A 13,021-nucleotide genomic window follows, 5' to 3' on the forward strand; every position below is an offset into this window, starting at 1 on the left:
TTGCATAAGTAAAGGTTATTTCTTATTTGTTCAGCCCCGCAGGACTCCGTATCAATATGGCAGACGCTACCGCAAGAAACAGGGAGACGGGGATGAACTTTCAACAATTAAAAATTATTCGCGAATCGGCGCGCTGCAACTACAACCTGACCGAGGTCGCCAATACCTTATTTACTTCGCAGTCCGGCGTCAGTCGGCATATTCGCGAGCTGGAAGAAGAGCTGGGCATTGAAATATTCATTCGCCGCGGCAAGCGGCTGTTGGGCATGACCGAACCCGGCAAAGAGCTGCTGGTGGTGGCGGAGCGCATTCTCAACGATGCCAATAACATCCGTCGCCTGGCGGACGTCTTCAGCAGCAACGATTCGGGGCAGCTGCATATCGCGACAACGCACACCCAGGCGCGCTATAGCCTGCCGGGGGTGATCAAAGAGTTTCGCGCGCTTTATCCACGGGTGCGGGTGGTGCTCAATCAGGGCAGCCCGGAGGAGATCGTTTCGATGCTGGCCGCCGGTGAAGCCGATATCGGCATTGCCAGCGAACGGCTGATGAGCGACGAGTCGCTGGCGGCGTTCCCCTACTACCGGTGGCATCACACCATTCTGGTGCCGGAAGGGCACGAGTTGACGCGGCAGCCGCAGGTGACGCTGGAGATGCTCAGCACCTTGCCGCTGATTACTTACCGCCAGGGCATTACCGGCCGCGCGAAGCTGGATGCGGCGTTCAAATCAGCGGGCCTGACGCCGGACATTGCGCTCAGCGCGCAAGATTCCGACGTGATTAAAACCTATGTCGAGCTGGGGTTGGGCGTTGGCGTGCTGGCGGACATGTCGTATGAAAAAGAGCGCGATCGCGGGTTGGTCAGCCTCAACGCCGAGCATTTGTTTGAACCCAATACGGTCTGGCTGGGCCTGAAACGCAGCCAGCTGCAGCGCAACTATGCCTGGCGCTTTATTCAGCTGTGCAACCCGACGTTGTCGCTGACCGAAATCAAAGACAAGGTCTTCTCGTCGCAGCTGGATGCGGTGATTGACTACCAGATTTAAGCGAGAGGCGGCAGGCAATTCCTGCCGCATTTTCCTCAAAGCCCGCCTAATAATCAAAATCCCATCTATATACATAAAAAGAATATCTATAGTGATTTAAGTACCTTCAGCTGCCGATCGTGCTCGCATACACTCGCAAAATTATTATAAATTCCATCCGCTTGGAGAGTTTCAGATGAAAGCGCTCGTTCCTTCTTTGCTGTTTTTGGCCGTGGCGGCCAGCGTTAACGTACAGGCGGCGACGCCGGCCAACACGCTGGTGATCGCGCAATCTATCGATGACGTGGTCAGCTTTGACCCGGCCCAGGGATTTGAGTTAACCACGGTGCAGTCGTTCAACAGCCTGTATCAACGTCTGATCCAGTCAGATCCGCACAATCCCATCGATCTTAAACCAACCCTGGCCAGCAGCTGGCAGGCCGGCGCCGACGACCGCAGCCTGACTTTCAGCCTGCGCCCGGACGCCAGGTTCGCCAGCGGCAATCCGCTGCGGCCGGAAGACGTGATCTTCTCGCTTTCACGGGTGGTTAAACTCAATCTCGAACCGTCGTTTATCCTGACGCAGCTGGGCTGGAACGCGAAGAACGTGGAGCAACACCTGAGCAAGGTGGACGAGCACACGGTAAAAATCAGCTGGAGTGAGAACGTCAGCCCGGCCTTCGTGCTCAGCCTGCTGTCGGCGCCGGTATCCTCGATCGTCGACGCCAAAGAGGCGCTGGCGCACCAGCAGGGCGACGATCTGGGGCATCAATGGTTGAACAGCCACTCCGCCGGCAGCGGCCCTTACAAAATCCGCACCTATGTGCCGCACGAAGTGGTGGTGCTGGACGCCAACCCGGGCTCGCCGGAAGGGGCGCCGACGCTGAAAACCATCCTGATCAAAAACGTGCCCGATCCGGCGGCGCGCCGTTTGCTGATCGAGCAGGGCGATGCCGATATCGCCCGCAACCTGGGGGCAGACCAGATGGCGGCTCTGAAGGGCAAGCCGGGCGTCAAACCGCTGGCTATTCCTTATGCTTCGCTTTATTTCCTGCAGTTCAATGCCAAGGCGTCGCCGGCGCTCGGCAATCCGGCGTTCTGGGAGGCGGCACGCTGGCTGTTCGATTATCAAGGCATCGCCGACGATCTGCTGAAAGGGCAGTTCCAGAGCCATCAGGCATTCCTGCCGGACGGTTATCTGGGCGCGCTCAAGGACCAGCCGTACAGCTTCAATCCGCAGAAAGCCAAAGAAATACTGGCCAAAGCGGGGCTGAGCAACGTCAGTTTCCGTCTGGACGTCAACAACCAGCCGCCGTATCTGGATATTGCCCAGGCGCTGCAGGCCAGTTTTGCCCAGGGCGGCGTGAAGGTCGAACTGGTGCCGGGCATCAGTTCGCAGGTCTCCACCAAGGTGAAAGCGCTTAACTACGATGCGACGCTGACCTCCTGGGGGCCGGATTACTTCGACCCTAACACCAACGCCGCCGCCTTCGCCTACAACCCGGAAGACGGCAGCAAGACGCTGGCCTGGCGCGCCAACTGGCAGATCCCGGCGCTGAGCAAGCTGACGCTGGCCGCCACTGCGGAAAACGACACCGCCAAACGGGTGGCAGACTACCAGCAACTGCAAAAACAGGTGCAGCAAAGCTCGCCGTTTGTCATCGGCCTGCAGGCGCGCAGCCTGATTGCGGTGCGTGATAACCTCAAGGGCTATGTGCAGGGCATCAACCCTGACATGGTGTTCTACAGCAAGGTCAGCAAGTAATGGCCGCTGACCTGTCCGCCGGCGCCGGGGCGGCCCGGCGGTATTGGCGCTGGGGCGGGCGGCTGCTCGGCGGCGCGCTGTCTCTGGCGTTAACGCTGCTCGGCCTGCTGCTGTTCACCTTCATGCTGTCGCACCTGGCGCCGATCGATCCGGCGCTGCAGGTGGCGGGCGATCACGCCAGCGAAGCCACCTATGCGCAGGTGCGGCACGAGCTGGGGTTGGATCAGCCGCTGCCGGTGCAATTTTGGCGTTACCTGGTGCACCTGGCGCACGGCGATTTGGGCATTTCGCGTATTACCGCGCAGCCGGTGTTGAGCGATCTGTTGCGTACCTTCCCGGCGACGGTGGAGCTGGCCACCTGCGCCATTATCCTCGGCGCCCTCGGCGGCATTACGCTGGCGTTTCTGGCGGTGCTCAAACCGGGCAGCTGGCTGGATAACGCGGCGCGTCTGCTGTCGCTGATCGGTTATTCGGTGCCGATTTTCTGGCTGAGCCTGCTCGGGCTGTTGCTGTTCTACGCCACGCTGCATTGGTCGGCGGGGCCGGGGCGGCTGGACGACATTTACTTGTACAGCATGGAGCCGCGCAGCGGTTTCGTGTTGATCGACAGCTGGCTGTCCGGCGATCGTGAAATGTTCTACAACGCCATCGGACACCTGTGGCTGCCGGTGGTGGCGTTGGCGCTGCTGTCGATGGCGGGCATTACCCGGCTGCTGCGGGCGGCGATGCTGGAAGAGTGCAACAAGGAATACGTGACGCTGGCGCGTTCCAAGGGCGCCGGCCGCCTGCGCATTCTGCTGCGCCATGTGTTTCCCAATGTGCTTGGCACGCTGATCACCGTACTGTCTCTCTCCTACGCCAGCCTGCTGGAGGGCGCGGTATTGACCGAAACGGTGTTCGCCTGGCCCGGCGTCGGGCGTTACCTGACCTCGGCGCTGTTTGCTGCCGACACGCCGGCGATCCTCGGCGCCACGCTGCTGATCGGCACCTGTTTCGTGCTGTTGAATGCGCTGGCCGACGCCTTGACCTATTTAGTGGATCCGCGAACTCGATGAGCCAATATCTCTCTGAACACGAACCGCAAAGCGAGCCAGCCGTCGGTGACCGCCGCGGTCGGCGTCTGACCACGCTGACGCTGGGCGCGGCGCTGGTGGCGATCCTGCTTGTCACCGCGCTGCTGGCTCCGTGGCTGGCGCCTTTCGATCCCAATCTGCAGCATATCGAGCTGCGGTTACTGCCGCCTTCGGCTGCACATTGGCTGGGCACCGACGGCTTTGGCCGCGATTTGCTCTCCCGCGTGATTTACGGCGCGCGGCCGACGCTGATCCTGGTGTCGCTGATTCTGGTGTTGACCATTCCCATCGGCCTGCTGGTCGGCATTTGCGCCGGTTACCTCGGCGGCTGGGTCGAGCGCATTTTGATGCGTCTGACCGACATTTTCCTGTCGCTGCCGAGTCTGGTGATCGCGCTGGCGTTCGTGGCGGTGATGGGGCCGGGGCTGATGAACGGCGCGCTGGCGCTGGCATTGACCAGCTGGCCGGCCTTTGCCCGCCAGGCGCGGGCCGAAACCCTGGCGCTGCGCCGCAGTGACTACCTGGCGGCGGCGCGCATGCAGGGTATCAACGGGTTGCGGCTGATGGTCGGCCACATTTTGCCTTTATGCCTGCCGAGCGCGGTGGTGCGTGCGGCGCTGAGCCTGGGCGGCATCATCCTGTCCGCCGCCGGTCTGGGGTTCCTCGGCATGGGCGTCGCGCCGCCGACCGCCGAATGGGGTTCGATGGTGGCCGAAGGCAGTAAAGTGATTTTCGACCAATGGTGGGTCGCCGCCGCACCAGGCGGGGCGATCCTGTTCGCCAGCCTGGCGTTTAACCTGCTGGGCGATGGCCTGCGCGACAAAATGGATCCTCGTCATGGGCACTGATAACACTGTATTGACCGTCGAACGGCTGGCGATCGGCGTGCCGGGGCCGCAGCCGGCGGCGCTGGTGAAGAATATCTCGTTCAGCATGGGGCGGGAGCGGCTGGCGCTGGTCGGCGAGTCCGGTTCCGGCAAGTCGTTGACCGCGCGTGCGCTGATGGGGCTATTGCCGCCGCCGTTGCAGCTGCAGGCGCAGCGCCTGACGCTGGGCGATGAAGACTTGACGCGCCTGAGCGAACGCCAGTGGAGCCGCCTGCGCGGCGACCGGGTGGCGATGGTGATGCAAGATCCCAAACATGCGCTGAATCCCAATCAGCCGATCGGCCGTCAGGTGGAGGAGCCGCTGGTGCTGCATGCCAAGCTGAGCCGCGCCGAGCGGCGTGAAAAGGTATTGGAGATGCTGGCGGCGGTGGGGTTGCCCGATCCGGCGGCGCTGTGGGGCCGTTATCCGCATCAGCTCTCCGGCGGCATGGGGCAGCGGGTGATGCTGGCCATTGCGTTGATCAACGATCCGCAGCTGTTGATTGCCGATGAACCGACTTCGGCGCTGGATCACCAGATGCGCGATCAGGTGCTGCAACTGATAGACAATCTGGTGGCGCAACGCAACATGGGGCTGATCCTGATCAGCCACGATTTGCAGCAGGTGGCGCACCACTGCGAGCGGGTGCTGGTGATGTACAAAGGCGAGCTGTTGGATCAACTGCCGGCAGCAGAGCTGGCGCAGGCCACGCATCCTTACACTCGCACGCTGTGGGCGTGCCGGCCGAGCCGCGAGACGCGCGGCAAACCGCTGCCGGTGCTGGACCGCGCGCTGTTGGAGACGTTGAAATGAGCGTAATCGCACTGGAGAACCTGAGCGTCAGTCACCGCCAGAGCTACGAGCTGCGCACCGTGGTGCATGAGGTTAACCTGCACATCGAACCGGGTGAGTGTTTCGGGCTGGTGGGGCCTTCCGGCTGCGGCAAGTCCTCGTTGCTGTGGGTGCTGGCCGGGCTGAATGGCAGCTGGCAGGGCGGTTTTGAGCTGCTGGGGCGGCGGCTGCAACCGGGGCAGGCATTTACCGGCGAGCTGCGGCGCGAGGTACAGATGGTGTTTCAGGATCCCTATGCTTCGCTACACCCCAAGCACCGGCTGTTGCGTACGCTGTCGGAGCCGCTCAAACTGCTGCAGGAAAGCGATATCGAACGCAAGATCAGCGCGGGCTTTCGCCAGGTGGGGTTGGATCCGCGCCTGCTGGATCGCTACCCGCATCAGCTGTCGGGCGGCCAGCGGCAGCGCGTGGCGATCGTGCGCGCATTGTTGCTGCGGCCGAAGTTGCTGCTGCTGGATGAACCGACTTCGGCGTTGGACATGTCGGTGCAGGCGGAGATCCTCAATCTGCTCAACGAGCTGAAGCAGGCGGGCGAGCTGACCATGGTGCTGGTCAGCCACGATGCGGACGTGATTGACCATATGTGCGATCGTTCGGTGGCAATGGCGCACGGCCGCATCAGCATTTAAACCTGTGCCCGCCAACGCGGCGGGCATATCCATCTTGGTAATAAATAAAGCAATTTATCGTCGTTCTTCTGTTAATTCTTACCCCCTACACTCGAAAAACAGCGCAACCGCGTGATTGTGGAGAGTGTATCGATGAAACGGTTAATTCCAACCTTATTGTATGGCGCGCTGGCGACCGCTTTCGGTGCGCAGGCTGCCACCCCGCAGGATACCTTGGTGGTGGTCAGTTCGTTGGAGGGCATTATCAGCCTCGATCCGGCGGAGAGCTTTGAAACCGTCAGTTCGGCCAATCTGGTCAACCTCTATCAGCGCCTGGTGGCGCCGGATCGCGCCGCGCCGCAAAAGCTGGCGCCGGACGCCGCAGGCAGTTGGCAAGCGGGCGCCGATGGCCACAGCCTGACCTTTACCCTGAAACCGCAGCAGCGTTTCGCTTCCGGCAACCCGCTGCGGCCAGAAGATGTGATTTTTTCGCTGGTTCGCGCGGTGAAGCTGAACAAGGCGCCGTCGTTTATTCTCGGCGAGTTTGGCTGGACGCCGGATAACGTTGAACAACAGCTGAAGAAGGTGGGAGATAACCAGGTGCAACTCAGTTGGCCCGCCAACATCGGCAGCGAGTTGGCGCTGCGGCTGCTGACGGCGAATGTGGCTTCGATCGTGGATGAAAAGCTGTTGAACGAGCACGCGCAGCAGGGGGACTACGGTAACGGCTGGCTGCGCAGCCATTCCGCCGGCGGCGGCCCGTATCGGGTGAACAACTATGTGCCGCATGAAGCGCTGCTGTTTGGCCGTAATGACTACGCTCCGTCGCCGGCAAGGTTGAAAACGGTGTTGTTCAAGAACGTCAGCGACGCCGGTACCCGCCGTTTGCTGTTGCTGAAAGGGGATGCCGACGTGGCCTACGATCTGGGGGCCGACCAGTTCGACTCACTGCGTAACGCGTCTGGCGTGCGCATTGAGCAGGCCGATGCGCCCCGGATCTATTACTTCGGTTTCAACACCGGCAGCAAAGACAATCCGGCGCTGGGCAATCCGGCGTTATGGCAGGCGGCGCGCTGGCTGGTCGATTATCAGAGCATCGCCGAGCAACTGCTGAAAGGGCAATATCGCGTGCATCAGGCCTTCTTGCCGCAGGGGTTGGACGGGGCACTCGACGATCGGCCGTTTAAGCTCGACGTGGACAAAGCCAAACAGATCCTGCGCGATGCCGGCATCGCTGAAGGTACGCGCATCGATCTTATCGTCATCAACCAACCGCCGTATACCGACATCGCGCAGGCGCTGCAGGCCAGTTTTGCGCAGGCCGGGCTGCGGTTGGATATCCATCCGGTGGTAGAAAGCGATCTGTGGGGCAAGATGCGCGGCCGCGATTTTCAGGCGATCTTCACCTACTGGGGCGCCGACTACCTGGATCCGAACACCAACGCCAGCGCCTTTGCCTATAACGTGCCCGGTGGGCCGAAAACTCTGGCCTGGCGCACCCAGTGGAACATTCCCGCCATCAGCGCGGAAACGCGCGCCGCGGCTGCGGAAGGGAACAGCGCCGCGCGCAGCGCACGTTACGTCACGTTGCAACGGGAACTGCAGGCCAGTTCGCCGTATGTGGTGGCGCTGCAGGGGCAAACGCTGGTGGCATTGCGAGACAACGTCGAAGGTGCCCGGCTGGATATCGCCAACAGCATGCTGTATCTGGATCGGGTCAGCAAGTAGCGGCAATGCCGCGGGCCTGTCCGAGCTTTCTGTCGCACCAAAGGCCAACGGCGAGTGAAATCGCTGGCTGTTGTCACCTCGGATCGCGAGATGTTGTGTCAGGGTGAAATAAAATGAAATTTCATAACGCACTCATATGACGGTGATAGATTGGCACTGAAAGGCGGCGTTGTTGACGCCTTTCACCGCGGCCGTCCGCAATGATGCGGACACATCACGTCAGGAGATATTATGGACAATAACGAAAACGCTTCAGGAGCGCGCGCAGCAACCTTGATCGCCACCGGTGAGGTTGTTACGCCGGAACAGTTTTATCAGGACAGCGACGGAAGCAACTGGGGGCCGGCGATCAACAAAGCGGCGGCGGCGGCGCTGCAAGCCGGCGGTACGCTGTCCCTTGGGAAGCGGGTGTATACGGTCGCCGGACACGTACTCATTCAGACGACAACGGACATCTACGGCGGCATCGGGTTGCGGGTGGTCGGATTGGGACGGGCGACCAAAATTGTCAAGACGGCGGACAGCAGTTACACCAACGAACAAGGCGAAACGAAGAAAGCGGTGATCGTGGTGAAAGGCTTCGCCAATCTGACGCTGCACGGCTTGACGTTGCGGGATGATACCGACGTAGACGACACTCACGGCGTGTGGTTCAGCGATCGCAATATGACGAAGTTTGATATTCGCGATATCTACACCAAGGTCGGCGGTTATTCGCTGTTTGTCTCGGGCGATATGTTCATTAACTGGCTGGTGAATGTGCAGATGGAGGCAAACGCCAATCGGCCGGGCGATGGGGTGCTGTGGATGGACAAGTCCGGCACCACCAATTTTATAGACGGCCTCTACGCCGCTCGCGCCAAGGGGACTGCGTTCAGAATTTCAGGGTTTTACTCTACTATCGGCTCGTTGGCTGCGGATGACTGTATCGGCGATATCTACTCGTTCAAAGATTTTAACGGCACGATCAATTCGTTGGGTTGCGAGAACCGCAACACGCAGCGCGCCGCCAATGTCAGCGTGTTGTCCACCAACTTTGCCCAGGGCACGATAGGCAATATCAATATCCAGGATGCGCAGAATGTGGAGAGCGGGAGCGTGTTGTGCCGATTCATCAACGAGTCTCGTTGGGACATCGGTCAGTTGACTCTTTACAGCGGTTCTAAGACGCCGTTCCCGGCGGCGATCGCCGCCTGCAGCAACAATACCGAGGTAACCTTCAGTAACGTATACAACGGCGGCGTCCCGGTGGCCGGCAAAAGCACCGTCGACGTTACGTCGTTTTTAAGCGGGGTCGAAGCGATGTACAGTCTGGGCGAGCGGGGAATTGCCCCTTCCGCCACCAGCAACCATTTGCCGCGCAATATCTCGAAACAGCAATCGTGGACTTTTTTAGGCACCCTGACCGCGCCGGATCGGCAACCTACAACGCGCATTACTCTTCAACAGGGCGTAAGCACCAAGGTGCTGGCGTGCGATTTATATATCACGTTCGATCTGTCTTCGCAGGCGACCGCCTTTGTCGTCAATAAAGGCAGCTATAGTGCGAAAGGCGCCTTTATGTTGCGGCGCACCGGGCCGTTAAGCTGCGAAATATATTACCGCGTCGAGAAAGATTTCGGCTTTGGCAGTTATCAGGTGCAGACTACGCGCGGCAGCTACTGGCGGCCGGACGGCGTTTCATTGAGCACGCCACCCGCCGATGCGTTGGAAATCCGCAGCGATGAGGTGTTATCCACCACCAGGCTCGCAGTGATCCAGCCACTGGCCAATCCGACAACGGCCAGCACTGCGGAAGTGGCAGGATTGCTCAATCGGCTGATCGAGACACTGAAGAACTAACCGAATAACGTCGGCGCGTTCTGGCCGGCGTCCATCAAGAGCAACAGCCAGCCGGCGGCCGCCAAGGCGATGCCGAAAGGTTGACGCGTTCGCCAGGCGCGGCGGTTGCGGCGGCCGCGCGTCAATGCCATGCCTAATCCGAACATGGCCGCCAGACAGACCAGCAGCGGCAGCATCGTCCAACCGAGCCAGGCGCCCAGCGCCGCCAGCAGTTTGAAATCACCCTGGCCGATGCCGTTACGCCGCCGCACCTGCCGATAAAGCGCGTTGAGCAGCCACAACCCCCCGTAGCCAGCGGCGGCGCCGATAACCGCGTCGCCCAGCGTCGCCCAGCGAGCGTCAAGATTGCACAGCATCCCGCCCCACAGCAGCGGCTGGGTTAACCGGTCCGGCAGCCACCGATGGCGCCAGTCTAGCCAGGCCAGGGCGATCAGCAGCGCCGCGGCCGGCGGCAACCACAGCCGGTGTGCTGCCGGCAGGTCGAAGGGCAGCGCCGTCAACGCCAAACCGAAGGCCGTCAGCAGCAGGCTACGGCGGCGCAATTTCGGTGGGCTGGCACGCACGGCCGCCGTTCGCTCCAATCGGGTGATGAGCGTGAAGGCGACCGCACCTGCCGACAGCAGCGCGGTGAAAAACAGCGCGGGCCACACTAAGGAAAGAAACATCGGGGCTCCGTCAGTCGTGAAATAGATGTTTAAAATAACGGCAAAATGCGTATTTCATCGGGGTGAAATGCGGTGGGCTGTGAGGAATGCGCAGTTGTACGCATCGCCACTTCACGTATTGCAGAGTGAGGCAATGTCATGCGCGGAGGCGCGCAGCAGTGGGGTGTTGCGCTTTTTATCGGCAAAATCGGTGCTGAAATGGTGTGAATTCACCTGGCGGCCGGAATGGATCGGTAAAGGGCGTAAGTGACGGCGTCACTGGGGAGTGATTGGGGTTTATCCTATTGTTTCTGTTCGTCAAGCCGTTAGACTTTAAGGGAGAGGCGCCCCGGCCTGGACGGGGCGTAGGGTTTCCAGATCTGCCGCGGGAATGGCGACAGCAAAGCAGTGGGTTGGCCCGCTCCAGGAGGGAGGGGGGCCAACGGTGCCATGAAAGACGAAATTCAGGCGGGACTCATCAAAACCAAAAAACGACGCTGGCACAGCCGCCGGACGATGTGGCTGGCCGGGGCGCTGGTGTGGCTGGCCGGCGCGGCGCCCGCCTGCGCCGAATCCCCGCCGGCGCCGGAGAGCGTTGTCTCTTCCGCACAGGCCGCCGCAGATCCGGCCGCGAATTTGCCCGAACTGGGCGGCGCGCCCGATGACGCCGCGCGCGAGAAGCAGTGGGCCGAGATGGCCAAGCAGTTCGGCGAAAAAGATCTGAATAACGTTTCCCGTCAGCAGATGCGCAGCCGCGCCGAGGATTATCTGCTGGGCCAGGCGACCGGCGCGCTGCAACAGCAGGCGCAGGAACTGTTGTCGCCGCTGGGCACCGCCCGATTATCGCTGAAGATGACCGGTGAGGGGGACTTTACCGGCAGCAACGGGCAGTTATTCAGCCCGCTGTACGACGTCGACGGATTGCTGACCTACAGCCAGATCGGCTGGCTACAGCAAAGCGCCGGGGCGCTCGGTAATTTCGCGCTGGGGCAGCGCTGGATCGCCGGTGACTGGCTGCTGGGGTACAACACGGCGCTCGACAGCGATTTCGCCCGGCAGCGCAATCGCGGCAGCGTCGGCGCGGAGGCCTGGGGAGACTACCTGCGTTTCTCCACCAACTATTACTACCCGCTGTCGGCGCTGGCGCAACAGCCTGGCGATGGCGTGTTTTTCAGCCGCCCGGCGCGCGGTTACGACATTACGACGCAAGGCTATCTGCCGTTTTATCGCCAGATCGGCGGTTCGCTCAGCTATGAGCAGTATCTCGGCGATAATGTCGATCTGTTCGGCAGCGGCAAAAAACAAAACGATCCGCGCGCGATGCAGCTGGGGCTCAATTACACCCCGGTGCCGCTGGTGACGATGAAGGCGCTGCATAAGATTGGCGCGGGCGGGCAGAGCCAGGATCAGATCGAGCTGGCGCTGAGCTATCGGCTCGGGGTGCCGTTGGTGAAGCAGATTTCGCCGGAGTATGTGGCGCAGGCCAAGTCGCTGCGCGGCAGCCGCTACGATCCTATCGAACGCAAGAACGTGCCGGTGCTGGAGTTCCGCCAGCGTAAAACGCTGCAGGTGTTCCTCGCTACGCCGCCGTGGAGCCTGCAGGCGGGGGAAACCGTGCCGCTGGTGCTGGAAATCAAGGCATTGAACGGGATTTCTCACGTCAGTTGGCAGGGGGATACGCAGGCGCTGAGCCTGACGCCGCCGCACAATGCCAACGATCCGCAGGGCTGGACGGCGATCGTGCCGCCGTGGGACGACGCGCCGGGCGCCGCCAACAGCTACCGGCTATCGGTCACGCTGGAGGACGATAAACAGCAGCGCGTGACGTCCAACTGGATAGAGCTGAAAGTGGCGCCGCCGCTGACGGCGACCGCCGGTGATGACGCGGGCCTGCCGCCGATCAAAACCCTGACGCCGCCGCCGATCCCGGCGCAAACCGGGCCGCTGTACGGCGGCGACTAACCGTTTTTGCCCTGCAGCACCCACACGGCGGCCTCGACGCGGGATTTTAGCTTCATCTTTTTCAGCAGGTGTTTGACGTGTACCTTGACGGTGCTTTCGGTGATGGTCAGGCGGCGGGCGATCAGCTTGTTCGGCAGCCCCTGGGCGATCAGCTTCAGAATATCCCGTTCGCGCGGCGTCAATTGCTGAATATCGCGATCGGCGCTGGGGCGGTTTTCCCGCAGGCTGGCGGCGAGGATCGGCGTCAGCGTTTCGCTGAGCACCATCTGCCCGGCCGCCGCCTGATGCAGCGCCTTCAGCAGATCCTCCGGCTCCATGTCTTTCAACAAATAACCGTCGGCGCCGCGTTTGAGCGCGCTGACGACGTCGTCTTCATGGTTGGACACGCTGAACACCACAACGCGCCCCGACAGGTCTGTCTGGCGCAGGCGATCCAGCGTTTCCAGCCCGTTGATGCCGGGCATGTTGAGGTCGAGCAGGATCAGATCCGGATCGTGCTGCTCCGCCAGCGCGACCCCTTGCTCACCGTTGCTGGCTTCGGCGATGACCTGCAGGCGAGCGTCCATGCCAATCAGCTGTTTTACGCCGTTGCGCAGCATCGGGTGGTCGTCGATCAGTAAGATGGTGGCGGCGGTTTCTGTCGTCATGGTGTCTC

At 61.4% G+C, this 13,021-nt stretch carries 11 protein-coding genes; 9 read left to right on the forward strand and 2 right to left on the reverse strand.

The features are described from left to right. Positions 1–92: 92 nt before the first annotated feature. From cbl to L085_RS14210, 8 genes are all read left to right on the forward strand, one after another. The gene (gene cbl, locus L085_RS14175) at positions 93–1,046 is read left to right on the forward strand and encodes an HTH-type transcriptional regulator Cbl (protein ID WP_004934716.1); all 954 of its coding nucleotides are present in this window, start codon (positions 93–95) and stop codon (positions 1,044–1,046) included. Positions 1,047–1,221: 175 nt separating this feature from the next. After that, entirely contained in the window at positions 1,222–2,790 is a 1,569-nt protein-coding gene (locus L085_RS14180) for an ABC transporter substrate-binding protein (RefSeq protein WP_044031025.1), read from the forward strand. Next, positions 2,790–3,845, forward strand: a complete 1,056-nt coding sequence (locus L085_RS14185; protein ID WP_004934713.1) for an ABC transporter permease — start codon at positions 2,790–2,792, stop codon at positions 3,843–3,845. The genes L085_RS14180 and L085_RS14185 overlap by 1 nt, the downstream gene beginning before the upstream one ends. Continuing rightward, the gene (locus tag L085_RS14190) at positions 3,842–4,711 is read left to right on the forward strand and encodes an ABC transporter permease (RefSeq protein WP_015378213.1); all 870 of its coding nucleotides are present in this window, start codon (positions 3,842–3,844) and stop codon (positions 4,709–4,711) included. Before L085_RS14185 ends, L085_RS14190 begins: the two co-directional genes overlap by 4 nt. Further along, positions 4,701–5,543 carry an ABC transporter ATP-binding protein gene (locus tag L085_RS14195; RefSeq protein WP_044031026.1) on the forward strand — a complete coding sequence of 281 codons (843 nt, stop codon included), beginning with the start codon at positions 4,701–4,703 and terminating at the stop codon, positions 5,541–5,543. The genes L085_RS14190 and L085_RS14195 overlap by 11 nt, the downstream gene beginning before the upstream one ends. Next, on the forward strand, positions 5,540–6,211 hold the full coding sequence (locus L085_RS14200) for an ATP-binding cassette domain-containing protein (protein WP_044031027.1): 672 nt from the start codon (positions 5,540–5,542) through the stop codon (positions 6,209–6,211). Before L085_RS14195 ends, L085_RS14200 begins: the two co-directional genes overlap by 4 nt. A 132-nt stretch (positions 6,212–6,343) precedes the next feature. Then, a complete protein-coding gene (locus tag L085_RS14205; RefSeq protein WP_044031028.1) occupies positions 6,344–7,918 on the forward strand; it encodes an ABC transporter substrate-binding protein in 1,575 nt (524 codons plus the stop codon). Between the two features lie 231 nt (positions 7,919–8,149). Beyond that, positions 8,150–9,760, forward strand: coding sequence for a hypothetical protein (locus tag L085_RS14210; protein WP_044031029.1), 1,611 nt, complete (start codon positions 8,150–8,152; stop codon positions 9,758–9,760). On the opposite strand, the gene L085_RS14215 is transcribed toward L085_RS14210, so the two are convergent. After that, the gene (locus L085_RS14215) at positions 9,757–10,425 is read right to left on the reverse strand and encodes an A24 family peptidase (protein WP_044031030.1); all 669 of its coding nucleotides are present in this window, start codon (positions 10,423–10,425) and stop codon (positions 9,757–9,759) included. The two genes, L085_RS14210 and L085_RS14215, sit on opposite strands and share 4 nt — an antisense overlap. A 495-nt stretch (positions 10,426–10,920) precedes the next feature. Between L085_RS14215 and L085_RS14220 the strand changes: the two genes are divergently transcribed. Beyond that, positions 10,921–12,366 (forward strand): YchO/YchP family invasin, encoded by a 1,446-nt coding sequence (locus L085_RS14220; RefSeq protein WP_226988603.1) that lies wholly within the window; start codon positions 10,921–10,923, stop codon positions 12,364–12,366. Here L085_RS14220 and narL read toward each other — a convergent pair. After that, on the reverse strand, positions 12,363–13,013 hold the full coding sequence (gene narL / locus L085_RS14225; RefSeq protein ID WP_004934684.1) for a two-component system response regulator NarL: 651 nt from the start codon (positions 13,011–13,013) through the stop codon (positions 12,363–12,365). The genes L085_RS14220 and narL overlap by 4 nt on opposite strands. Between the last annotated feature and the right edge of the window lie 8 nt (positions 13,014–13,021).

The sequence above is a fragment of the Serratia sp. FS14 genome, assembly GCF_000695995.1.
Lineage (GTDB): Bacteria > Pseudomonadota > Gammaproteobacteria > Enterobacterales > Enterobacteriaceae > Serratia > Serratia nematodiphila.

Excerpts from the sequence above, each read along its gene's own strand:
- L085_RS14200 (WP_044031027.1), top strand. The coding sequence starts at position 5,540 with ATGAGCGTAATCGCACTGGAGAACCTGAGCGTCAGTCACCGCCAGAGC.
- L085_RS14180 (WP_044031025.1), top strand. The coding sequence starts at position 1,222 with ATGAAAGCGCTCGTTCCTTCTTTGCTGTTTTTGGCCGTGGCGGCCAGC.
- L085_RS14190 (WP_015378213.1), top strand. The coding sequence starts at position 3,842 with ATGAGCCAATATCTCTCTGAACACGAACCGCAAAGCGAGCCAGCCGTC.
- L085_RS14195 (WP_044031026.1), top strand. The coding sequence starts at position 4,701 with ATGGGCACTGATAACACTGTATTGACCGTCGAACGGCTGGCGATCGGC.
- L085_RS14185 (WP_004934713.1), top strand. The coding sequence starts at position 2,790 with ATGGCCGCTGACCTGTCCGCCGGCGCCGGGGCGGCCCGGCGGTATTGG.
- cbl (WP_004934716.1), top strand. The coding sequence starts at position 93 with ATGAACTTTCAACAATTAAAAATTATTCGCGAATCGGCGCGCTGCAAC.
- narL (WP_004934684.1), bottom strand. The coding sequence starts at position 13,013 with ATGACGACAGAAACCGCCGCCACCATCTTACTGATCGACGACCACCCG.
- L085_RS14215 (WP_044031030.1), bottom strand. The coding sequence starts at position 10,425 with ATGTTTCTTTCCTTAGTGTGGCCCGCGCTGTTTTTCACCGCGCTGCTG.
- L085_RS14205 (WP_044031028.1), top strand. The coding sequence starts at position 6,344 with ATGAAACGGTTAATTCCAACCTTATTGTATGGCGCGCTGGCGACCGCT.
- L085_RS14220 (WP_226988603.1), top strand. The coding sequence starts at position 10,921 with ATGTGGCTGGCCGGGGCGCTGGTGTGGCTGGCCGGCGCGGCGCCCGCC.
- L085_RS14210 (WP_044031029.1), top strand. The coding sequence starts at position 8,150 with ATGGACAATAACGAAAACGCTTCAGGAGCGCGCGCAGCAACCTTGATC.